The sequence below is a fragment of the Nocardia amamiensis NBRC 102102 genome (assembly GCF_001612745.1).
GTDB lineage: Bacteria > Actinomycetota > Actinomycetes > Mycobacteriales > Mycobacteriaceae > Nocardia > Nocardia amamiensis.
On record NZ_BDBA01000176.1, the window covers coordinates 1 to 20,383 of the forward strand.

At 67.9% G+C, this 20,383-nt stretch carries 17 protein-coding genes and 1 tRNA gene; 12 read left to right on the plus strand and 6 right to left on the minus strand.

Annotated elements, in window-relative coordinates:
• A partial coding sequence (locus NA4_RS41635; RefSeq protein ID WP_067476524.1) for a transcriptional regulator occupies positions 1–593 on the plus strand: 593 nt, incomplete at its 5' end.
• Positions 594–711: 118 nt separating this feature from the next.
• On the opposite strand, the gene NA4_RS28040 is transcribed toward NA4_RS41635, so the two are convergent.
• Positions 712–2,061 carry a TIGR01777 family oxidoreductase gene (locus tag NA4_RS28040; protein WP_067476526.1) on the minus strand — a complete coding sequence of 450 codons (1,350 nt, stop codon included), beginning with the start codon at positions 2,059–2,061 and terminating at the stop codon, positions 712–714.
• 196 nt (positions 2,062–2,257) lie between these two features.
• On the opposite strand from NA4_RS28040, the gene NA4_RS28045 reads away from it, so the two are divergent.
• The gene (locus tag NA4_RS28045; RefSeq protein WP_067476528.1) at positions 2,258–3,064 is read left to right on the plus strand and encodes a nuclear transport factor 2 family protein; all 807 of its coding nucleotides are present in this window, start codon (positions 2,258–2,260) and stop codon (positions 3,062–3,064) included.
• Between the two features lie 56 nt (positions 3,065–3,120).
• Here NA4_RS28045 and NA4_RS28050 read toward each other — a convergent pair whose 3' ends face one another.
• The gene (locus tag NA4_RS28050; protein WP_067476530.1) at positions 3,121–4,035 is read right to left on the minus strand and encodes a sterol desaturase family protein; all 915 of its coding nucleotides are present in this window, start codon (positions 4,033–4,035) and stop codon (positions 3,121–3,123) included.
• Positions 4,036–4,259: 224 nt separating this feature from the next.
• Here NA4_RS28050 and NA4_RS28055 point away from each other — a divergent pair, with 224 nt between their 5' ends.
• Positions 4,260–5,417, plus strand: a complete 1,158-nt coding sequence (locus tag NA4_RS28055) for a sensor histidine kinase (RefSeq protein ID WP_169811136.1) — start codon at positions 4,260–4,262, stop codon at positions 5,415–5,417.
• The gene (locus NA4_RS28060; RefSeq protein WP_084497501.1) at positions 5,414–6,085 is read left to right on the plus strand and encodes a response regulator; all 672 of its coding nucleotides are present in this window, start codon (positions 5,414–5,416) and stop codon (positions 6,083–6,085) included. The genes NA4_RS28055 and NA4_RS28060 overlap by 4 nt, the downstream gene beginning before the upstream one ends.
• A 54-nt stretch (positions 6,086–6,139) precedes the next feature.
• Here NA4_RS28060 and NA4_RS28065 read toward each other — a convergent pair whose 3' ends face one another.
• Positions 6,140–6,946 carry a VOC family protein gene (locus NA4_RS28065; RefSeq protein ID WP_067476535.1) on the minus strand — a complete coding sequence of 269 codons (807 nt, stop codon included), beginning with the start codon at positions 6,944–6,946 and terminating at the stop codon, positions 6,140–6,142.
• A gap of 628 nt (positions 6,947–7,574) precedes the next feature.
• Between NA4_RS28065 and NA4_RS28070 the strand changes: the two genes are divergently transcribed.
• The 3 genes from NA4_RS28070 (at position 7,575) to NA4_RS28080 (ending at position 10,076) form a co-directional block, all read left to right on the plus strand.
• A complete protein-coding gene (locus NA4_RS28070; protein ID WP_245671624.1) occupies positions 7,575–8,483 on the plus strand; it encodes a helix-turn-helix domain-containing protein in 909 nt (302 codons plus the stop codon).
• Between the two features lie 28 nt (positions 8,484–8,511).
• Entirely contained in the window at positions 8,512–9,342 is an 831-nt protein-coding gene (locus NA4_RS28075) for an SAM-dependent methyltransferase (protein WP_067476538.1), read from the plus strand.
• 191 nt (positions 9,343–9,533) lie between these two features.
• Positions 9,534–10,076 (plus strand): YaeQ family protein, encoded by a 543-nt coding sequence (locus NA4_RS28080; RefSeq protein WP_067476542.1) that lies wholly within the window; start codon positions 9,534–9,536, stop codon positions 10,074–10,076.
• 123 nt (positions 10,077–10,199) lie between these two features.
• Here NA4_RS28080 and NA4_RS28085 read toward each other — a convergent pair.
• A tRNA-Met gene (locus tag NA4_RS28085) sits at positions 10,200–10,273 on the minus strand.
• Between the two features lie 522 nt (positions 10,274–10,795).
• On the opposite strand from NA4_RS28085, the gene NA4_RS28090 reads away from it, so the two are divergent.
• Complete coding sequence (locus NA4_RS28090) at positions 10,796–11,365, plus strand: transglycosylase family protein (RefSeq protein ID WP_067476545.1); 570 nt, start codon at positions 10,796–10,798, stop codon at positions 11,363–11,365.
• 95 nt (positions 11,366–11,460) lie between these two features.
• Here NA4_RS28090 and NA4_RS28095 read toward each other — a convergent pair whose 3' ends face one another.
• A complete protein-coding gene (locus NA4_RS28095) occupies positions 11,461–14,460 on the minus strand; it encodes a UPF0182 family protein (protein WP_067476548.1) in 3,000 nt (999 codons plus the stop codon).
• A gap of 213 nt (positions 14,461–14,673) precedes the next feature.
• On the opposite strand from NA4_RS28095, the gene NA4_RS28100 reads away from it, so the two are divergent.
• Positions 14,674–15,255: a PPA1309 family protein gene (locus NA4_RS28100; protein ID WP_067476552.1), complete on the plus strand. Its 582-nt coding sequence runs from the start codon at positions 14,674–14,676 to the stop codon at positions 15,253–15,255.
• Between the two features lie 80 nt (positions 15,256–15,335).
• Here NA4_RS28100 and NA4_RS28105 read toward each other — a convergent pair whose 3' ends face one another.
• A complete protein-coding gene (locus NA4_RS28105; protein WP_218022439.1) occupies positions 15,336–16,361 on the minus strand; it encodes a YlbL family protein in 1,026 nt (341 codons plus the stop codon).
• A gap of 126 nt (positions 16,362–16,487) precedes the next feature.
• Between NA4_RS28105 and NA4_RS28110 the strand changes: the two genes are divergently transcribed.
• From NA4_RS28110 to NA4_RS28120, 3 genes are all read left to right on the plus strand, one after another.
• On the plus strand, positions 16,488–17,897 hold the full coding sequence (locus NA4_RS28110) for a zinc-dependent metalloprotease (RefSeq protein ID WP_067476558.1): 1,410 nt from the start codon (positions 16,488–16,490) through the stop codon (positions 17,895–17,897).
• A gap of 86 nt (positions 17,898–17,983) precedes the next feature.
• On the plus strand, positions 17,984–18,835 hold the full coding sequence (locus NA4_RS28115; protein WP_067476561.1) for a hypothetical protein: 852 nt from the start codon (positions 17,984–17,986) through the stop codon (positions 18,833–18,835).
• A 140-nt stretch (positions 18,836–18,975) separates the two neighbouring features.
• Positions 18,976–20,319, plus strand: coding sequence for an ABC1 kinase family protein (locus tag NA4_RS28120; RefSeq protein ID WP_067476564.1), 1,344 nt, complete (start codon positions 18,976–18,978; stop codon positions 20,317–20,319).
• The last annotated feature ends 64 nt before the right edge of the window (positions 20,320–20,383 follow it).

Here is a 20,383-nt window from a genome sequence, read left to right on the forward strand (position 1 = left end):
CTGCGCTCGGCGAGCGCGCGCCGCTGCTGGCCGCGGCGTTCGCGCTGGACGCCAGGTCGGTATCCGATCGACTCGAGGCGCACGTGCGCGCGTTCGGCGTGGTGGACACCTGGAATCTGCTGTGCCGTCCCGCTTTTGCCGACATCATCGATCGCCAGCTCGGCGGCGAGGGATGCATCGATGTCGAGCATCTGCTGTCCTGGTGCGTCATCTCGGTGCTGCACCGCACGAATCCGCCACCCGCGCCGACCGGTCCGACGCCGGTAGTGCTGGCCTGCACCAGCGGCGAGTCGCATTCTCTTCCGCTGGAGGTGCTGCGCGCGGCCCTCGCCGAGCGCGGTAGCGCAGCGCACATGCTCGGCGCCGACGTACCGACCGCCGCACTCTCCGACGCCCTGGCCCGGTTCGACCGCCCCGCTGCCGTGCTGTTGTGGTCGCAGCAGGAGTCCACCGCGTTGACCTCGGCGGTGCGCGCCTGCCTGGACGCGGGCGCCCAGGTGCACGTCGGCGGGCCAGGGTGGGAGGCGGTCTTCCTGCCGGAGAACGTCGAGCGGGTGGACGACCTCCTTGACGCCGTCGATCGATTCGCCTGACCGCGGCCGCCCGGTCGGGCTCCGTGCGGCCGGCACCAGCCCGGGCCGGTACCGATCCTCCCTGCCACACTAGCGATAGAATGATTCATATTCGATGCATACCGGTGCGCTTTGTCGCTCAGGCCGCGTACCTGCCCAGTAGATGACGCAACGCCGGTTCCAGCGCAGGCGTGCGAAATTGATGACCGGCCTGCACCAATCGGCTTGGAACGACACGCTGACTCGCGGACGCCAGCTCCCGGTTGCCTTCGCGGCCGAGCAGCAGTGCGGGTCCGCACCGGGGCACCGGAACAAGCGCGGGACGGTGCAACACCCCAGCCAGCACTTTGGTGTATTCGGCATTGCGAACGGGTTGCGGCGCAACGGCATTGACCGGACCGGACAGAGTGGTATCCCATAACGCGCGGTAATAGATGTCGATCAGGTCGTCGATCCCGATCCACGACAGCCACTGTCGACCGCCCCCGATCGGTCCGCCCAGGCCCGCGGTGAACAGCGGCCGTAGCAACCGCAGTGTGCCGCCGCGCGGAGACTGCACGATCCCGGTGCGCACGCGCACCACCCGGACACCCGATTCCGCGGCGGGAGCCGAGGCGGCTTCCCACTGCTCCACCAAGCCGGCGAGAAAGCCGTCACCGCGCACCGCGCGCTCGGTCAGCGTCTCGTCGCCCCGGTTGGAGCCGTAATAGCCGATCGCCGAGGCGCTGACGAAGACCGGCACCGCCGCCCGCGCCGCGACCTCGGCCAGTTTGCGGGTCGGCCCGATCCGGCTGTCGGCGACGGCACGTTTGTGCCGGTCGGTGAACCGCCCGGCGATCGATGCGCCGGCCAGGTGCACCACGGCGTCTACACCATCGAGCAGATTCGGTGCGGGGTCGGCTGGGTCCCATTGTCTTTCGTCCGCTGCACGCGGCGGGTGGCGGACCAGCCGCACCACGCGATGCCCTCCGGTGGTCAGGAAGGCGGTCAGCGCCGACCCGACCAGCCCGGACGACCCGGTCACCGCGATGGTCTCGGACACGAATCCCGCCCGCGTCGCCCGCGCATGCGCCGCCAGGTCGTCGGCGAGCTGACGATGCCGGTAGGCGAACATGGGGCGCAGCACCGTGGCGGGCACCGGCGCGTCCACCTGATCCACCACGCGGGTGTGCCGCTCGTCGACGACCTCGAAATCGTGGGTATGCCGCCAAGGCAACAGCCCCGCCGGAAGTGAGCCGATTCCGTCGACGGTTACCGCGTCGACGAACCGGTGCGGAGGGTCGTATTCCTCGGGGTCGTGCCGGGCTACCCAGCGCAGTCCGCCAGGCAGGCCGAGTACCGCCTGGCCGTCGGACAGCGAACCCGATTCGGCACGCGGCGACACCGGCTGCCAGGGCGGGGCCAGCCGGGTGAGCGCGCCGGGGCGGGCGTGCCAAGCGAACACCTCGGACCGAGGGAGATCGATGACACTCGCATACTCGATGCCCATACCGCGACTGTAGTTCGAAACCAACCGGACGCAGTGTTTGCTAATCGTTTGCTGTGTCGAAATCTTTCCAAACCGTAATACGCGGTCTATATCCGATTCGCCCGATTCTGTGGGCAGCGGCCCGCGAGTCCGGCGACTGAATAGAACCTGTTCTACCATGGGGCGAGTTCCGGCCAACGCCACTGGAGGTACCGCCATGCCGCTGGATCCCTCGGTCGCGGCGCTGCTGACGACCGTCGAGGCATCACCGCGTGCGGTCGCGGCGCACGACAAGCCGGCCTGGGTGGCGCTGTTCACCGAGGATGCCGAGATCAACGACCCGGTCGGTTCGCGCCCCCATATCGGCCGCGCCGCCATCGAAGGCTTCTACGACACCTTCATCGGTCCGAACACCATCACCTTCCGCGTCGATCGCGACCTGGTGCACCCGCCGAACGTACTGCGGGATCTGACCATCGAGACCACGATGTCGACCGGCGCCACCGTCTTCGTCCCGATGCACCTGCGCTATCGGCTGGTCGAGCGGGATGGCGTCTGGAAGATCGCCCACCTGGCCGCGCACTGGGAGTTGGCGGGCATGATCTGGCAGCTGCTGCGTACCGGATGGCCCGGCATCGCCGCCGCTCTGAAGCTCGGTCCGCAGTTGATCGTCAATCAGGGCCTCGGTGGAATGCTCGGGCTGATGCGGGCGTTCGGCGGCGTCGGCCGCGGCGGAAAGCGCGCCACGACGCGAGTTTTCGCCGCCGCGGCCAGTACCGACCTGCGCCGGGTCCGCGAAGTGCTCGGCACCCGGGCAGACATCGAGTTGCCCGTCGGGACACCGGTCTCGGTGGAGGAATTCACCAATCGGGCGCGAAATATGCACTGGAGCAAGGTGATCGCCGCAGGACGCACGGTGACGGCCAGCGTTCGGCTCGGCGATGCAGCCGGAGTCGCGGTGGTGCAGTTCGCGACCAGTAGCAATCGCATAGCAACCCTCCGGTTCCATCTCGCCGCCGTCTGAGCTGTGCGGTGCTGCCACCGCACAGCTCACGTACGACAGGCAGCCGCTCGATGCGATCAGGAGGTCAGCTGCGCGGCTGGAGCACGGTCGTCGGCTCGATCCGGAATCTCGACGCGATCCGATGCCGAGTCCTCGGTCCAACCGGGCGGGCCGAAGACGTACCCGAGCCGTCCGCGCCACGTGGCGGCGCCGCGCACGTCACGGACCAGTCCGGCCAGCTCGTGGTAGTTGACCTTCAGCGGATTGTCGGTGCCGATGTTCTTGGTGAGGCCGTAGCGGATGGGTTCGGTTTCGGCGGCGAAGCTGCCGAACATGCGGTCCCATACGATGAAGACACCGCCGTAGTTCTTGTCGATGTAGGGCTGGTTCGAGCCGTGGTGGACGCGATGATGCGCCGGAGTATTGAACAGGAACTCGATCGGCCGCGGCAGCGTCTTGACGCGCTGGGTGTGGATCGGGAACTGGTAGAGCAGGCCGATGCTCTGCAATAGGAAGATCATCCAGGCCGGAAACCCGAGCAGAGCCGCGGGCACCCAGGCCACCCCGCGCAGGGTGCTTGCCACCGGGTGCAGCCAGGGCAGCCGGATCGCGGTGGAGAGATTGAAGTACTCGCTGGAGTGATGCACGCTGTGCGCGGTCCACAGCAGGCGCACCCGATGGTCGGCGCGGTGCGCCCAGTAGTAGCAGAAGTCCGTCACGACCAGGCCGAGCGCCCAGACCCACCACGATCGCGGCGACAGGTGCAGCGGGGTGACCGCCGCTGCGGCGACCACGGCCGAGAACGGCAACACATGTTGCAGCACCGGTTTCGCCAGTCTGCTCAGCGTGAACGTCACCACGTTGGAGGCGGTGTCGCGGGCCGAGCCGCTGCTGTCCGGTCGGTCGGGATCGCGGCGGTAGGCGATCCACTCCACGAACATCAGCACCGCGAACGCCGGGATGGCCCAGATGAACAACTCCACACGGCCCATGAGTTCTCCTTCACCGTCTGCCGTCGGACTCGACGCTACGGGCCACCGCCTGCACGAACATCGCGCCGACGAGGGATTCCGCGTCCCCCGCGCGGGGGACGCGAGCAATCCGGATCGCGGGCACCCTGGACACTCGGCATACGCGGAACAGGCCGGCTCGCTCGCTAGGATCGCCCGCGAAACTCGACGGATCTACAGACGGAGGCGGTGGCGAACTGTTGGACGTGAGCCGATCGCTGGCCCGCCAGTCGCTGGTGGTCGCCGTGGTCGCCGCGCTCGTCGACGCGGTGGTGCTCGGACTGTCCGGCGTGTTCGCCGTAGCCCCGTGGCAGACCGCCGCTGCCATGGCTGTGGTCGTCGCCGCCGACCTGGCCCTGGCAGCGCCGCCTCGAACGGCCGGTGTGGTGGCCGTGGCGCAGGTGCTGGTGCGATTGCTCGCCGTCGGGCTGCTGTACCGGTACGGGTTTCCGGTGCGGTTCGCCGACGTGGGATTCCTGGTCGCCGGATATCGCGCGGGGGCCTGGCTCGCCGGTCCGAAATCCGCACTGACCATGCTTGTGCTGTGCTGCGGTGTCGCCTCGGCCCATCTGTTCACCGACACCGCCGCGGCACACGACTGGCGGCTGCTGCTCGCCTCCACCGTGGCCGCCGGATGCGTACCGTGGCTCGTCGGCCGCTACACGGCCGCGCGCGGCGCCTACATCGCCGACCTCGAGCAGCATGCCCGGCTGCGCCACCAGGAGCACCGGGCCGCACTGGAGCGCGCCGTGACCGAAGAGCGGGCCGCGATCGCACGAGACCTGCACGACGTGATCTCCCATCACGTCAGCGCGATCGGCATCCACGCGGGCGCGGCGCGGCTGGCGCTGGGCAACGCGGCGAACACGGCCGCCGCGCGATCGCTGGCGGCCGTCGAGTCCAGCAGCAGGGCGGCGATGACCGACCTGCGCCGCCAGCTCGATCTCCTGCACGGACGCGAGGACGAGGGACAGCGCCAGCCGGGACTCGCCGATATCGACGGGCTGATCGAGCATGTGCGCGAAGCCGGGCTGGAGGTCGAGGTGAGCGTACGTGGCACCCCCGTCGACCTCCCGGAGTCGCTGAACCTCACGATGTATCGCATCGTGCAGGAAATGCTGACCAACGCGCTGCGGCACGGCGACGGAACACGGGCGCGGCTGGAAGTGGAGTATCTGCCGAAGCGGGTGGTGCTGCGAGCGACCAATCCCCTCCCACAGGTGCCTGCCGCCGCCGACACCTCGGTCCCCCGTGGTCTCCATGGCATCCGCCGTCGCGCGGAGCTGTTCGACGGCGAACTGCACTACGGCCGTGCTGCCGACCACTGGCACACCACGGTCACCATGCCGATCGGAGGACCGTGAACACGCCCATCCGCGTCCTGATCGCCGACGACCACAGTATGTTCCGCTCCGGTCTGCGCGCCGTCGTCGACAGCCAGGACGATCTGGACTGCGTAGCCGAGGTGAGCGACGGGCGAGCCGCGATCGCCGAGACCGCCCGCCTGCGACCGGATGTCGCGATCCTCGACGTCCGCATGCCGAAGCTGGACGGGCTGGCCGCCACCGCCGCGATCGTCGCCGCGGGCGGCACCTACGTGCTGGTGCTCACCACCTACGACAGCGACGCCAATCTGTATCGCGCATTGCAGGCCGGCGCGAGCGGCTTCCTGCTCAAAAGCCTGCCGCCGGAAGAACTGGTCGCCGCCATCCGCATCGCGGCGCGCGGCGACGCGCTGATCGATCCCTCGATGACCCGCCGTCTGGTATCCCGCTTCGCGAGCAGTCTCGCGCCGCCGCACACACCACCGGAAGTGCGCCAGCTCACCGCTCGCGAGCTGGAGGTGCTGCTGCTGCTCGCCGACGCGCGCAGCAACGCCGAGATCGCCGCGGTGCTCGGTGTCGGCGAAGAAACGGTGAAGACGCACGTCTCGCGCATCCTGGCGAAACTCGGCGTCCGCGACCGCATCCACGCGGTCGTCTACGCCCACCAGCACGGCTTGGTCTCCATGGGATCGCCCCGCACGGACTGAGCGGAGCGATGCGCACCGAATGGCGGGGTGGCTCCACCACCCCGCCGTCGAGCATCAGGCGCCGGTGGGTGGTTCGCCGACCGTGGTGCTGGGATCGATGATGCCGAAGACCTCGCCCTGCGGGCCCTGCACGATGCCCATGCGGCCGAAGGGGCTGTCGTCGGGCCCGGACATGATCGTCGAGCCGAGATCGCGGGCCTTGTCCAGCGCGGCGTCGGCGTTGTCCACCTGGAACCAGGCCAGCCAGTAGGACGGATTGTCGCCGGGCATCTTGGTCGAGTCGTTGACGCCGCCGAGGGGGTCGGCGCCCGGCGCCCGGCTGAAAGTGGAGTAGATGAAGTTCTGGCCGTCGCCGATTTCGGTGTAGTGCCAGCCGAAGACGTTGGCGTAGAACTCCTGGGCTTGCTTGTAGTCGCTGGTGTGCAGCTCGTTCCAGCAATAGGCACCGTGCTCGTTGTAGATGCCCGCGCCGCTGTGGGCCTTGGACTCCCACACCCCGAATACCGCGCCGGTGGGATCGGCGCCGACGAACATCCTGCCGACGTCGAGAACGTCGAATGGCGCCATCATCAGCGCACCGCCCGCCGCGCTGACCTTTTCGGCGATGCCGTCGGCGTTGTCGGCGGCTAGGTACGTGGTCCACACGGAGGGCATCGGCATGCCCTCCGGCTTGGGCCCGATGCCCGCGGCCGGGCGGCCGTTGCGCATCGCCATGAGATATCCGCCCGCCTCGGGCGGACTGTCTTGGATCTCCCAGCCGAAGAGTTCGCCGTAGAAATCGCGGGCGCGCGCGGGGTCGTCGACCTGGCAGTCGACCCAGCACGGCGTTCCCTGCGGCCAGCTTCCGTCATGAGTGGGCATTGCGGTGCCTCCTGACATGGGTTGCTGAGGTGCGGCCGAGACAGCCGGCACACGGGTAGTCAACCACCGGTACTCCGTTGAGGTGGCCCGAATCGGCCGACCACTCCGGCTCGATTCCCGAGCCGCGCTCCCCCGCGAAAAGACCCCCAAAAAGATCAGTCCCCGGTAGTCTCCATCGAATTCGTGGGTCTCAGTCGTCGCTGAGTCTCCGATTTTCGACTGGCTTGCCGGGGGCCTAGCCGGATCTTGGATCGGTATCTTCATTGTCAACAGACGTCTCCGTCAACAATGTGACACTATCCGGTGTTCCGGTGTAACTTCCTATTTTCGTCCACTATTTCCCTCCAGTCAAGAGGTCCGCTCGGAAAAATTTCGGACGCATCCGGCTCCGGCCCTCGGGCTCGCACCGGCCTCGAGACGCGCAGCCTCCCGCCATCGCTGACCGCAACACCAAGAGCTACTCGGTGACGACCATCGGGTCTGCCACCCCGGTGACAACGGCGGCTCCCCGAGCAGCGATCCGCTCCTCCGTGCACGAGTCGCGCGACACGCGTAAACCGCTCCAGCGGACTGCACTGTAATGGATTGTGGCACAATCGCATACACATGCCGACTGAGGGGAGTGGCAGTGATCGGGGACCGGGTCGCCGCCGAAACGACAGCTACCGGAGATGATCCGGAAGAGGATCCGGCACTGCTGCGCCGGGTACTCGGGGCACGACTGCGGCGGTTACGCGAGGCGGCCGGGATCAGCGGGGAAGCCGCGGGCCGGGCAATACGAGCCTCTCACTCCAAGATCAGCCGCCTGGAGTCCGGCCGGGTGGGCTTCCGCACGAGGGACATCGATGACCTGCTGACCCGCTACGGCGTGCACGATGCCGACGTCCGGGCCGAGTACCTGCAACTGGCCCGGCGAGCCAATGCCGTGGGGCGCTGGCAGGCCGACGCGGATCTGACGTCGCTGCGGCTGGACACGTATCTGGCGCTCGAGGACGCCGCCACCATGATCCGCTGCTACGCGCCGGGGTTGGTGCCGGACCTGGTGCGCACACCGTCCTACGCGCACACGGTCTTCGCCATCGCCCATCGCGAACCGGCAGCCGACATCCAGCGACGCGTCGAGCTGCTGATGCGGCGACAGCGCCTGCTCACCCGCTCCGACCCGCCCAGGGTGTGGTTGGTCCTGGAGGCAGCGGCGTTGCGCCGCCCGATCGGCGGACCCGAGGTCTGGGATGCGCAACTGGACCACCTCGCCGGCCTGGCGGCGCGCCCCAACATCACCGTGCAGGTGCTGCCCGACCACGTCGGCGGTCCCGCGATCAGCGAAACCCCCTTCACCCTCCTTCGTTTCGACGCACCCGAACTCAGCGACCTCATCCACCTCCCGCACGCCACCGGCACCCAGTTCCTCGACAAACCCGGCGACCTCGACCACCACAACGCGATCTGGGATCGACTGTGCGTGTGCGCCACACCACCGGAACAGACCACCGAGCTCATCGACGCGCTCCGAACCCCTCACTTCCCCATCGCATAACAGCAACGGCAGAGGCAGTACCCAGCGCATGTCCGACAACTACATCAGCACACAGCCGCCGACCGAGATCGACATCACCGTCGCCCACGAGGCCCGCGTCTACGATTACTGGCTCGGCGGCAAGGACAACTATCCCGCCGACCGGGCCCTCGGCGACGCCATCGCCGAACACATCCCCACCATCAAGACCATGGCCAGGGCAAACCGGGCCTTCCTCACCCGTGCGGTCCGCTACCTGGTCGGCGAAGCCGGAATCACGCAGTTCCTCGACATCGGCACCGGCATCCCCACCGCGGGCAACACCCATGAGGTCGCCCAGCACCTCGACCCCGCCGCTCGCATCGTCTACGTCGACAAAGACCCGATCGTGCTCGCCCACGCGCGTGCGCTCATGACCAGCACCCCGCAGGGCCGCACCCGCTTCATTCACGCCGACCTGCACGATCCCCGCTCCATCCTCGAGCACCCCGCGCTCGCGGACACCCTCGATCTGACCAAACCCGTCGCCATCATGCTCGTCGCGATCATGATGTACTTCCGCGACAGCGACCACCCCGAGAACATCATCGGCGCGCTCCTCGACGCCGTCCCCTCCGGCAGCCACCTCGTCATCAGCCACCCCACCGCCGACTTCGACGCCGCTGCCATGGCCGCCGTGACCGCCGCCGCGGAAGCCTCCGGAATCGCATTCCACCCGCGCAGCCACACCGACACCGCCACCCTGTTCACCGGCACCACCCTCGTCGACCCCGGACTCGTCCCCGTCGCCACCTGGCGCCCCGAACTCACCGACCGGCCCACCGCCGTCAGCAAGGCCGACAGCGCTTGGTATTGGGCAGGTATCGGACACAAACCGTGACGGTCACCTCGGTCGGCTGCCCACACCGGAGGTTGATCCCCCGTGATCGCACGGATATTCGACGCCGGACCGGCAGGGGAAACCAGCCGGCGGCGCGAATCCCGGAGCATCTGTTGTGACAGCCGAGCGCCGATGTGCATCACGCCCGTTCCGCGTGCAGTCGGACTGGGGGATCTGCGTAACCTGCTGCTATGGCCCTCAACGCGACACTGCACAACTTCGCCGTTCACCTGGCCGACGTCGATCGTGACGTCTATCAGGAGCTGGCGTTGCGGGTAGCGCGGCATCCGTCCGAAACCGCCGAGTTCATGGTGACGCGACTGCTGGCGTACTGCCTCGAGTACGAGGAGGGCATCGCTTTCAGCGACGGCGGCGTGTCGTCCACCGACGAGCCCGCGGTGCTGGTGCGCGATCGCACCGGGCGCCTCACCGCATGGGTCGACGTCGGCGCGCCCGACGCCGAACGCGTGCACCGAGCCGCCAAACTGGCGGACCGGGTTGCCATCTACACCCATCGCGACCCTGTCAAGGTGCTGGCGCACCTCGACGGCAAGCGGATCCATCGCGCCGAAGGGATCCCGCTCTACAGCTTCGACAGTGACTTCGTCGGTTCCGCCGTCGCCGCGATCGAACGCCGCAACACGATCACCATGTCTGTGACCGAGCGCCTGCTGTACCTGGAGCTCAACGGCACGGTCCTGAGCACATCGGTCACCGAGCATCGATTCGCTTAGTCCTGCGCGATGAAGGCGCTCATCCATGCTCATGGGGGTGCGCTGGACGGAGGGGGTAGCGATCCAGGGGTCGAAAATGGCTCAGGCCGGAGAGATCGGAATCTCTCCGGCCTGAGCCGTTTGTAGCGGGGACAGGATTTGAACCTGCGACCTCTGGGTTATGAGCCCAGCGAGCTACCGAGCTGCTCCACCCCGCGTCGGTGAACACAACATTACACATGAGTTCGCAAGGACTGCAAATCGCCAGCTCAGCGGCACTTTCGCAATGTTTACCGAGGCGCGACGCCGCACCGGGGCGACAAATGTCAGAGTCCGCGATCCGAGGGCGGCGACACCCCGGCGCGTAGCGCGCCTGGACGCCACGAGACCCGACATCCCGCTTTCAAACGTGACACATATCACCATTTCTCGGTGATATCCAACACATAACGATGCGATAACTCTGGGCACTATCTGCGTGTCAGGATGTTTCTAACCTGCCAAAACGGCGATATTCGGGTTATTCGCTTCATGCAATTCCGGCGTTATCGAGATGTGATCCGCTGAGATTTCTTCGTTACCTTCAGTCCACGGCCCTGATCAACCGTGACGGGCTCGAACTCGAACCGCCGAACACCGGTAACCCTGTCCCGCGGTTCGAGGATCCCCGACGACCTGGGGACAGGGACACGGCAGCGAGCTGGATCGCCGTGCCGGCGGGCGCAGGGAGGGAATCGACCATGACTGAGAACCGGAAGTTCAGCACCCGCGCCCTCGGCTTCGCCGCCATCACCGGCGCCCTTGTTGCCGTCCCGTTCGCAATCTCCACCGCCTCGGCCTCCGCCGCGCCGACCCACGACTGGGACGGTGTCGCGCAGTGCGAGAGCGGTGGCAACTGGGGGATCAACACCGGTAACGGCTACTACGGTGGCCTGCAGTTCTCGCAGAGCACCTGGGCCGCCAACGGTGGTCAGGGCTACGCGCACAACGCGAGCAAGGACGAGCAGATCCGCGTCGCGGAGAACGTGCTCGCCACTCAGGGTGCCGGCGCCTGGCCGACCTGCGGCAAGTACCTGCGCTCCGGCACCTCCGAGCCGGAGCCCGCCGTCCAGCCGGAGCCCATCCCCGCGGTGCCCGCGGTGCCCGCCGCACCCGCCCAGCCCGCCGTGCCCGCCCCGAGCGAGAGCCAGACGGTGGTCGACCAGGCCAAGTCCGCCGCGAATGAGCTGGCCAGGCGGTACGGCCTCGAGGGCCAGTTCCAGCAGATCCTGGACCAGCACGGCAACCTGATCGACTCCTTCGGTCGCTGACGCCACCTGCGCCGGATCATTCCGGCGCCACACGAAGGACGCCGCCATCGCGATGATGGCGGCGTCCTTCGTTTCTGCCCTACTTCAGCGGCGTCCTACCGGCCCGCGTCCTGATAGGCCTTGACCGCGGCTTCCAATTCGTCGAGCGCCCGGCCGAAGTCCTGGAAGTTTCCGCTGCGCATGGCATTTCGCACATTCTCGATCTTCCGGTTCAGCTCGGCAGCGGCCGCGTCCTTCGCGGAGGACGACCCGGTCGCGGGCTGCGGCACGGAACCGGGGGCCGGGGTTCCGGCGTTCGTCCCGTTGTTACCCTGCTCGACCGGCGGCGGAACGGTGCCGGGCTTCGGCCTGGTGCCGGAGTCACCGCCGAACGGCGTCGCCAGCGCGCCCGCACCGGGGATGACCTGGTTCAACGCCTCGGCCAGTGTGGACGCATAGCCCACCTTCACGCTGCCCGCCTCGTCGCGGTAGCTCACCAGTACGCGCAGCAGCTGCGGGAAGGTCGCGGTGTTCGGACCGGTGTTGCGCTCGTTGTAGAACGGCTCCACATAGAGGATGCCGCCATCGGCGACCGGCAAGGTCAGCAGATTGCCATATTTGATCTTGTTCGAATTGGACAGCAGCGTTTTCTCGCGGGATACCTCCGGCGCCGTCGTCATTCGGTTCTGCGTCTGCTGCGGACCCAAAGTTTGTGTGTCCGTTGGCAATCGCAGAATCGTGAATTTCCCGTATCCGTCCGGATCCGACCGCACGGAGATATAGGCCGACAGGAACTGCCGGTTGTAGCCCACCATGGCGCTGGTCAAATTGAACGTGGGCTTATTCGTTTTCGCATCACCCAGCAGCACGTAGTAGGGCGGCTGGCTCGCAGTCGTCCCACCCTCGGTGGTGGGATCGGCCGGGACCGACCAGAAGGCGTTGTTGGTGAAGAACTCGCGCGGGTCGTCCACGTGGTACTTGGTCAGCATCTCGCGCTGCACCTTGAACAAGTCCTCCGGATAGCGGAAGTGCGCCCGCAGCTCCGGCGAGATCTCGCTCTCTGGCTTCACCGCACCGGGGAACACCCCGCGCCACGCCTTCAGCACCGGGTCCGACGAATCGACCTCGTACAACGTGACGCTGCCGTCATAGGCGTCGACCGTGGCCTTGACCGAGTTACGGATGTAGCTCACCGACTTGCGCGGCAGCAGACGGCCGGTCTTCTTGTCGATGCTGTCCTCGAGCGCGCCCTCCAGTGAGGTGGTCTGCGCGTAGGGGTAGTTGTCCAGGGTGGTGTAGGCGTCGACGATCCAGACGATGCGTCCACCGACCACGGCCGGGTAGGCGTTGCCGTCGGGGGTCAGCCACGGCGCGACCTTCTGCACCCGCTCACGCGGGCTGCGGTTGTAGATGATCTTGGATTCGTCGCCGATGGCCGAGGAGAACAGGATGTTGCGCTCGGCGTACTTGGCCGCGAAAGCGAGTCGGTTGATCCAGTTGCCGATCGGCACACCGCCCTTGCCGGTGTAGGTGTACTGCGCGACGTCGGAGTCGTATTCGCGCGGACGCTGGCCGTCCATCGCGCCGACGATCGCGTAATCCGAGTCGGACTGCGAGATCAGCTCACCGAAGTACACGCGTGGCTGGTCCACCTTGATCCGCTGCTTGTCGGCAGGCGTGAACAGGTCACTGACCATGAAGATCGGGTAGCCGCTGTCGCTGCTGCCGCCGGCGACGTTGGGATCCTCGGACTGCGGTTTGTTCACCCGGTTGGCGGGAGCGGCGACGAAGCCGTTGCCGTGGGTGTACACGGTGTGCCGGTTGATCCAGTCGGTCTGGTTGCCGCTCAGCGCCGCGGGCGAGAGTTCACGGGCGGCGACGATGTAGTCCTGCATGTCGCCGTCGAGGTTGTAGCGGTCGATGTCCAGCGACTCGGGGAAGCCGTAGAAGTTCTTCAGCTGGCGCAGCTGGGTGAAGGTGGGCGAGAGGATGTTCGGGTCGAGCAGCCTGGCGTTGCTGATGGTCACGGCGTCCACCGGGACCTCGAGCGGGCTCTTGCTGCTCTCGCCCTTGTAATCCTTGTAGTCGATCTTGTCCTTGGTGATGCCGAACGCCTGCCTGGTCGCGGCGATGTTCCGTTCGATGTACTCGCTCTCTTTGTCCGCGGCGTTGGGACGCACGGAGAACTGCTCGACCACCAGCGGCCACACCGCGCCGACCAGGATCGAGGACAGCACCAGCAGCGCGGCGGCCATCGCGGGCACGCGCAGATCGCGCAGCACGATGCCGGCGAAGAAGGCGAGCGCGCAGATCACCGCGATGGACAGCAGGATGAGTTTGGCGGGCAGCACCGCGTTGATGTCGGTGAACGAACCACCGGTGAAGGTGGGTTCCTTACGGCTGCTGGACAGCAACTCGTACCGGTCGAACCAGTACGCGATCGCCTTGAGCAGCACGAAAAGCCCGGCCAGCACGGCGAGTTGGATGCGCGCCGGGCGGGTCAGCGTGCCCTCGCGTCCGGTCAGCCGCAGGCCGCCGAAGACGTAGTGGGTGACCAGGCTGGCGAAGAACGCGATGACCACCGCGACGAAAAGCCAGTTCAGCATCATCCGGTAGAACGGCAGGTCGAAGGCGTAGAAGCCGACGTCGAGCCCGAATTCCGGGTCCTTCTCGCCGAACGAGCCGCCATTGAGGAACAGCTGCACCGTCACCCAATTCGACTGCGCCACCAAGCCGGACAGCAGGCCGAGCAGCACCGGGATGCCGACGCCGAACAGTCGCAGCCTGCTCATCACAGTGGTGCGGTACCGCGCGATCGGGTCGTTCGGTCCGGCCACCGGCACGAATACCGGCCGCGTCCGGTAGGCCAGCAGCAGCGCGAGCCATACCACCACGCCGACGAACGCCGCCACGCCGATGAACAGCAGGATCCGCGTGCGCAGCACGGTGAGATACACATCGCGGAAGCCGACCTCGCCGAACCACAGCCAGTTCGTGTAAGTGTCCGTCAGCCGCGGTCCGAGCAGCAGCAGCGCCGCTAGGACGATGGCCGCCACCAGCAGCACACGGCTGCGTCGGGACAGCGAAGGTAAGCCGGTGGGGGGCCGCATGCCCACGATGCCACTCTCCAAGGTCCGGCGGCACTCGCACCGATACGCCCGGCCGATGCGCCGCAGTCCGATGTTGCGGGTGGTCCTTGCGGGACCGTCTCGGCCCCACTCTACGGAAATCGGACACCGCGCAACTGGCAGGGTTGCTCTCGCCGCGCCGGATGGATCACTGACCGGGTTACGGGGTTGTCCGGAACGCCCGTTTGATTGGATGTTCGCGTGACGCCAGACCTGCACGCCGAACTCGTCCTAGCCCGTTCCGTCCGAGAGGTGGCGGAATTCGTGGATGCCGAGGGGTGGGGTCGTCCACCGCAGATGTTCGCGCTGGTGCCGACGGCGGACCTGGTCGCGGCGCAGCCGGAGCTGGAGGATCAGCTCGACGCCGGCGACGAGCTGACGCCGGTCGCCCAGGAGGCCTTCCCGGATGACGTGACCGGCGGATCGATGGCTCTCGACGAGTTCCTGGCCACCACCAGCTGGCCGCCCGCTGTCCGCGGGTGCGTGCTGGTGCAGGAGATCGTGGTGCTCCCGCCGGACGCGGAGTCGACGCTGGACGACGCCCTCGCCCCACTGCTGGCCGACCACGAGGCCGCCGACGCGGCCGCGCGCGCCGCAGCCGAGGCGCACCCGGAGCGCCGGGAGGCGCGGCTGTTCGCCGCGGTGCTTCGTGATGGCGCGTCGCTGTGCCTGCTGCAGCTGCGTCCCGAGGACGACGCCGACGACTTCGGCGACCTCGATCTGCGCACCTACCCGAACCTGGCCCCGAACCTCATCGAGGCGCTGCACCACACCCTGGACTGAGCGCGCTCGTCCGGCTACTCCGGGTCCTCAGGCCGCAGAAGCGCACACTCCAGGACAGTTGCCGACCTGGAGTGCACACCTCAGCCGCAGGTGACCGGCTCCTTGCCCACGGTGATGTCGTTGAGCGACTGCACCGCGCCGGTGAGGTTCTCGACCTTCACCAGCCGGAGCCCGTCGGGGGTCCGCTGCCTGGCCTCGTTGCAGTTGGCCGCGGGGACGAGGAAGGTCTCCGCGCCCGCTTCGCGCGCGGCCATCATCTTGTATTGGATGCCGCCGATCGGGCCGACCTTGCCTTCCTGATCGATGGTCCCGGTGCCCGCCACGAATTTGCCGCCGTCCAGCTCGCCGGGGCTGAGCTTGTCGATCAGGGCCAGGCTGAACATCAGGCCCGCCGACGGGCCGCCGATATCGGCGAGGTTGAACGCGACCTGCATGGGCGGGCGAGCGCCCTCGCCCGGCGTCACGCCGAGGTAGCCCTTGGTGGCGTCGCCAGGGCGTTGGCCGAGTGTGATCGTCGCGGTCTGCTCGGCGTTGTCCCGCCGGTACACCACGGTGAGCGGAGTGCCGGGCGCCTGCGACGACACCGCGGAGACCACGTCCTTGGGCGTGGTCATCGGCGCGCCGTTGATGCTGACCAGCTCGTCGCCCGCGCGCAGCACGCCACTCGCGGGGCCGTCGTCGGCGACCTTGCGCAGCAGCACGACCGTCGGCAACTTCAGGTAGTGCAGCGCGGCGACCTCGGCGTTGCCCTCGGAATCCTTGAAGTCCTGCTGGTTGGACTTGTCGATCTCCTCGCGCGACACGCCGGGCGGGTAGACCTCCGAGCGCGGCACCAGACCGTGCTTGCCGCTGGCCCAGAAGCCGAACGCCTCGAAGATGCTCAGCCCGTCGCGCACCGACACCGTGGTCATGTTGAGGTGACCTGTGGTCGGGTCGACCTCCGTTCCCCGGACGTCGACGACCTCCTTACCGTCCACCTGGCCGAGTGTGTTGAAGGTGGGCCCGGGACCGAGTGCGACGAACGGCACGGTCAGCACACTGCCGACGACACCGAGCACGAGCACCGGGATCAGGGCGGCCACCAGGGTGAGGATCCGACGATTCACCCGGACCACAGTAATGACAGCGGGCGGCGCGAAGCGGGAGAGGCGGTCATTTCGCCCGCGCGCGCCGTCGCCGTTTCGCGCCGCGCGAACACAGAGCCACGGTGGTGCGCGCGTAGATTAAGGACTATGAGTGACCTCCCCTTCGGATTCTCGAACCGCGACGACGACGATGAACGCAAGCGCGGCGGCGAGCCGAGCGGTCCAGGTCCGAACGACGTGTTCGGTCTCGGTGGGTCCGGCGCGGGCGGATTCGACCCGGCGCAGCTCGGGCAGATGCTGACCTCGCTCGGTCAGATGCTCAGCGGCATGGGGCAGCCGGGTTCGGCGCAGGCCGGGCCGGTGAACTACGACGTCGCCAAACGGCTGGCTCGCCAGCAACTCGGCTCGACCGTCACTCCGGTGACCGCGGGCACCGCCAGCGCGGTTGCCGACGCCGCGCATCTGGCCGAATTGTGGCTGGACAACGCGACCGACCTGCCCGCGGGCGCCACCAAGACGGTCGCCTGGACCGCCAACGACTGGATCGAACAGACCTTGCCCACCTGGCAACGGCTGTGCGACCCGGTGGCCGAGCAGATCTCCGGGATGTGGACAGCATCGCTGCCCGAGGAGGCCAGGCAGTTCGCCGCGCCGATGGTCGGCATGCTCGGCCAGATGGGCGGCCTTGCATTCGGCTCGCAACTCGGCCAGGCGCTCGGCCAGCTCGCGAAGGAGGTGCTGACCTCCACCGACATCGGCCTCCCCTTGGGACCCACCGGCACCGCCGCGCTGCTGCCCGCGGCGATCTCGGAGTTCAGTGCGGGCCTGGAACAGCCGGAAAGCGAGATCCTGGTGTTCCTCGCCGCGCGCGAAGCCGCCCACCAGCGGTTGTTCGCGCACGTGCCGTGGCTGCGTCAGCAGGTGCTCGGCGCGGTCGAGGACTACGCACGCGGTATCCGGATGGACTTCTCCGCGCTGGAGCAGGCCGCGCAGGACATCGACCCGATGTCGCTGGCCGATCCCGCGAAGCTCGAGGAGATCCTGTCCCAGGGCACGTTCGAGCCGCAGACCACGCCGGAGCAGAAGCAGGCGCTGGAACGGCTGGAAACGCTGCTGGCGCTGATCGAGGGCTGGGTGCAGGTGGTGGTCGGCGACGCCGTCGGCGATCGCTTGCCCGGCGCGGGCGCACTGGCCGAGACGCTGCGCAGGCGGCGCGCCACCGGCGGGCCCGCCGAGCAGACCTTCGCGACGCTGGTCGGCCTGGAGTTGCGTCCGCGCAAGCTGCGCGAGGCGGCGGCGTTGTGGCGCAGGCTCACCACCGACGCCGGCATGACGGCGCGCGATCGAGTCTGGTCGCACCCTGATCTCCTGCCCGATTCCGCCGACCTGGACTCCCCGGCCGGTTTCATCGACTCGGTGATCGGCGGCGGAACGACCGCGTTCGACGATCCGCTGGCGCAGCTGGCCGAGACCGAGGCGCGCGAGCAGGCCGAACGCGAAGGCAAGGACGGCGGTTCCAGACCGGACCTGGGCAAAGAGGGCGACGCGCCCGCTTGATCCATTCCTGTGGATGACGCGAAACCCTGTGGATAACCGCGGGTTTCGAAACGAGTCATGCATTGCGTGTTCCGCATACTGCTGACATGACAACGATGTGTCGCGGTCCGCGGTTGCGTCCCAGCGTGACCGTCCTGGTTCGCCCGGCCGGCGTCATCCAGCTCGGATGTGATCCCGAGACCGCTTTGGTGCTCGGTCCGGAAGGCATGGACGCCGAGGCCGTGCTCACCTTCCTCCGCCTGCTGGACGGCTTGCGCACCAAACCGCAGATCATCTGGCGAGCCGGGGAATGCGGCATCGATGCCGAACAGGCCGTGGCGTTGCTCACAGTGATCGACGGAGCCGGGCTGCTCGACCATCCCGAGGACCGGGCCGGGCGAGTCCTCGCGGTGCGGGTACACGGGCTCGGCCCGCTGTCCGACGCGGTCTCGACCGGGCTGCGCGCACTCGGGGTGCGGCCGAGCCGTTCCCGGGACTACCCGTCCGGCGCGGCGCCGGTACGCACCTGGCGGTCGGACCTGGTGGTGCTGGCGGACACGCTGATGCCCGACCCGCGATTGGTGAACGACCTGCTGCTGCACCGGGTTCCGCATCTGCAACTCCGCATCCGGGACAACAAGGGCGTCATCGGGCCTCTGGTGCTGCCCGGCGCCACCAGCTGCCTGCGCTGCGCGGACCTGATCCGCGCGCAGAACGACGCCGACTGGCCGCATCTGGCCGCCCAACTGCTCGGCCGGGTCGGCCACGCCTCGCCCGCCGGGATCGCCGCGACAGCCGCGGTCGCCCTCGGCGAATTGGAGGCGGTCCTGGATTGTTCGCCGCGCCGAACCCCGGCCACGTTGAACGCGACGGTGGAGCTGGATCTGGATTCGCACGTCCTCGATCGGCGCGTATGGCACCGGCATCCCGCGTGCGCGTGCGCACGAGTGCCCGCCTAATGGGCGCAGCCGGACGAAGTCCGCCAATAGCCCGCGCCGGGCCGAGCCAAGGCGAGGCAGCCGCACACCTGGGCGCGGGAGCGCGTCAGTGATCAAGATTGCCATGGCCGATTCGCTGGTCCGTCCGCCATGATGGGTACGTGTCAGAGATCGCGCGCAGTCGCTCGTCCCGCAACGCCAAGTTGGCCAAGATTCCGCTCGGCATCGCGGGGCGGGCCGCCGTGGGATTCGGCAAGAAGCTCGCCGGAGGCGACAAGACCGAGATCAACGCCCAGCTCAACCAGAAGGCCGCCGAGCAGTTGTTCACCGTGCTCGGCGAACTCAAGGGCGGCGCCATGAAGTTCGGACAGGCGCTCAGCGTGATGGAGGCCGCCGTCCCCGAGGAGTTCGGCGAGCACTACCGCGAGGCGCTGACCAAGCTGCAGGCCGCCGCGCCGCCGATGCCGGCCGCGACCGTCCACCGCGTGCTCGACCAGCAGCTCGGCACCCAGTGGCGTACTCGCTTCCGTGAGTTCGACGACAGCCCGGCCGCGTCGGCCAGCATCGGCCAGGTGCACCGGGCGGTGTGGTCGGATGGGCGACCGGTCGCGGTGAAGGTGCAGTACCCTGGCGCGGACGACGCGTTGCGCGCGGACCTCAAAACCCTGTCCCGCATGACCGGCCTGGTCTCGTCGGTGATCCCCGGCGCGGACGTGAAGCCGATTCTCGCCGAGATCACCGAGCGCACCGAAGAGGAACTGGACTACCGCAACGAGGCGGCCAACCAGCGCGCCTTCGCCAAAGGTTTCGACGGACACGGCGAAATCGTCGTGCCGAAGGTGGTGGCGAGCGCGCCGAAGGTGATCGTCACCGAATGGCTGGATGGGACCGCCGTTTCCGCGATCATCAAGCAGGGCGGCGAGGATCCGGCGGGCAGCCTCGCGCTACGCAATCGAGTCGCGGGCCTGATGGGCCGCTTCCACTTCTCCTCCCCGGAGGTCGTCGGGCTGCTGCACGCCGACCCGCACCCGGGCAATTTCATGATGCTGCCCGACGGCAGGCTCGCCGTCATCGATTTCGGCGCCTGCGCGCCGATGCCCGACGGCTTCCCCCCGGTGCTGGGCCGGATGCTGGCCCTCGCGGTAGAGGAGCGCTTCGCCGAGCTCACCGAGCTGCTGTACGACCACGGCTGGGTGATCCCGGGCCGGGCCGTCACCCACCAGGAAATCGCCGACTATCTGCGTCCGTTCACCGATCCGATCCAGACCGACTCGTTCCACTTCACCCGCAGATGGATGCAGCGGGTGGCGGGCAAGGCGTCGGAGTTCTCCAGCCCGGAGATGAAAACCGCTCGGGCGCTGCAACTTCCGGCGGAATACGTGATGATCTTCCGGGTGCTCGGCGGTTCCGTCGGCATCCTGGCCCAGCTGGACGCCGAGCTGCCGTTCATGCAGCTGGTGCGCACCTGGATGCCGGGCTTCCGCGAAGAACGTACGGCTTCCTGAACGCAGGGCAGCCGCCCACCGGGCAACGGTGAGCGGCTGGCCTGCTTTCTCGTTCGTTGGCTCG

Bases quoted from the DNA above. Each gene is read 5' to 3' on its own strand.
- NA4_RS28040 (WP_067476526.1), bottom strand. From the start codon at position 2,061: ATGGGCATCGAGTATGCGAGTGTCATCGATCTCCCTCGGTCCGAGGTG.
- NA4_RS28045 (WP_067476528.1), top strand. From the start codon at position 2,258: ATGCCGCTGGATCCCTCGGTCGCGGCGCTGCTGACGACCGTCGAGGCA.
- NA4_RS28050 (WP_067476530.1), bottom strand. From the start codon at position 4,035: ATGGGCCGTGTGGAGTTGTTCATCTGGGCCATCCCGGCGTTCGCGGTG.
- NA4_RS28065 (WP_067476535.1), bottom strand. From the start codon at position 6,946: ATGCCCACTCATGACGGAAGCTGGCCGCAGGGAACGCCGTGCTGGGTC.
- NA4_RS28075 (WP_067476538.1), top strand. From the start codon at position 8,512: ATGTCCGACAACTACATCAGCACACAGCCGCCGACCGAGATCGACATC.
- NA4_RS28080 (WP_067476542.1), top strand. From the start codon at position 9,534: ATGGCCCTCAACGCGACACTGCACAACTTCGCCGTTCACCTGGCCGAC.
- NA4_RS28090 (WP_067476545.1), top strand. From the start codon at position 10,796: ATGACTGAGAACCGGAAGTTCAGCACCCGCGCCCTCGGCTTCGCCGCC.
- NA4_RS28110 (WP_067476558.1), top strand. From the start codon at position 16,488: ATGAGTGACCTCCCCTTCGGATTCTCGAACCGCGACGACGACGATGAA.
- NA4_RS28115 (WP_067476561.1), top strand. From the start codon at position 17,984: ATGACAACGATGTGTCGCGGTCCGCGGTTGCGTCCCAGCGTGACCGTC.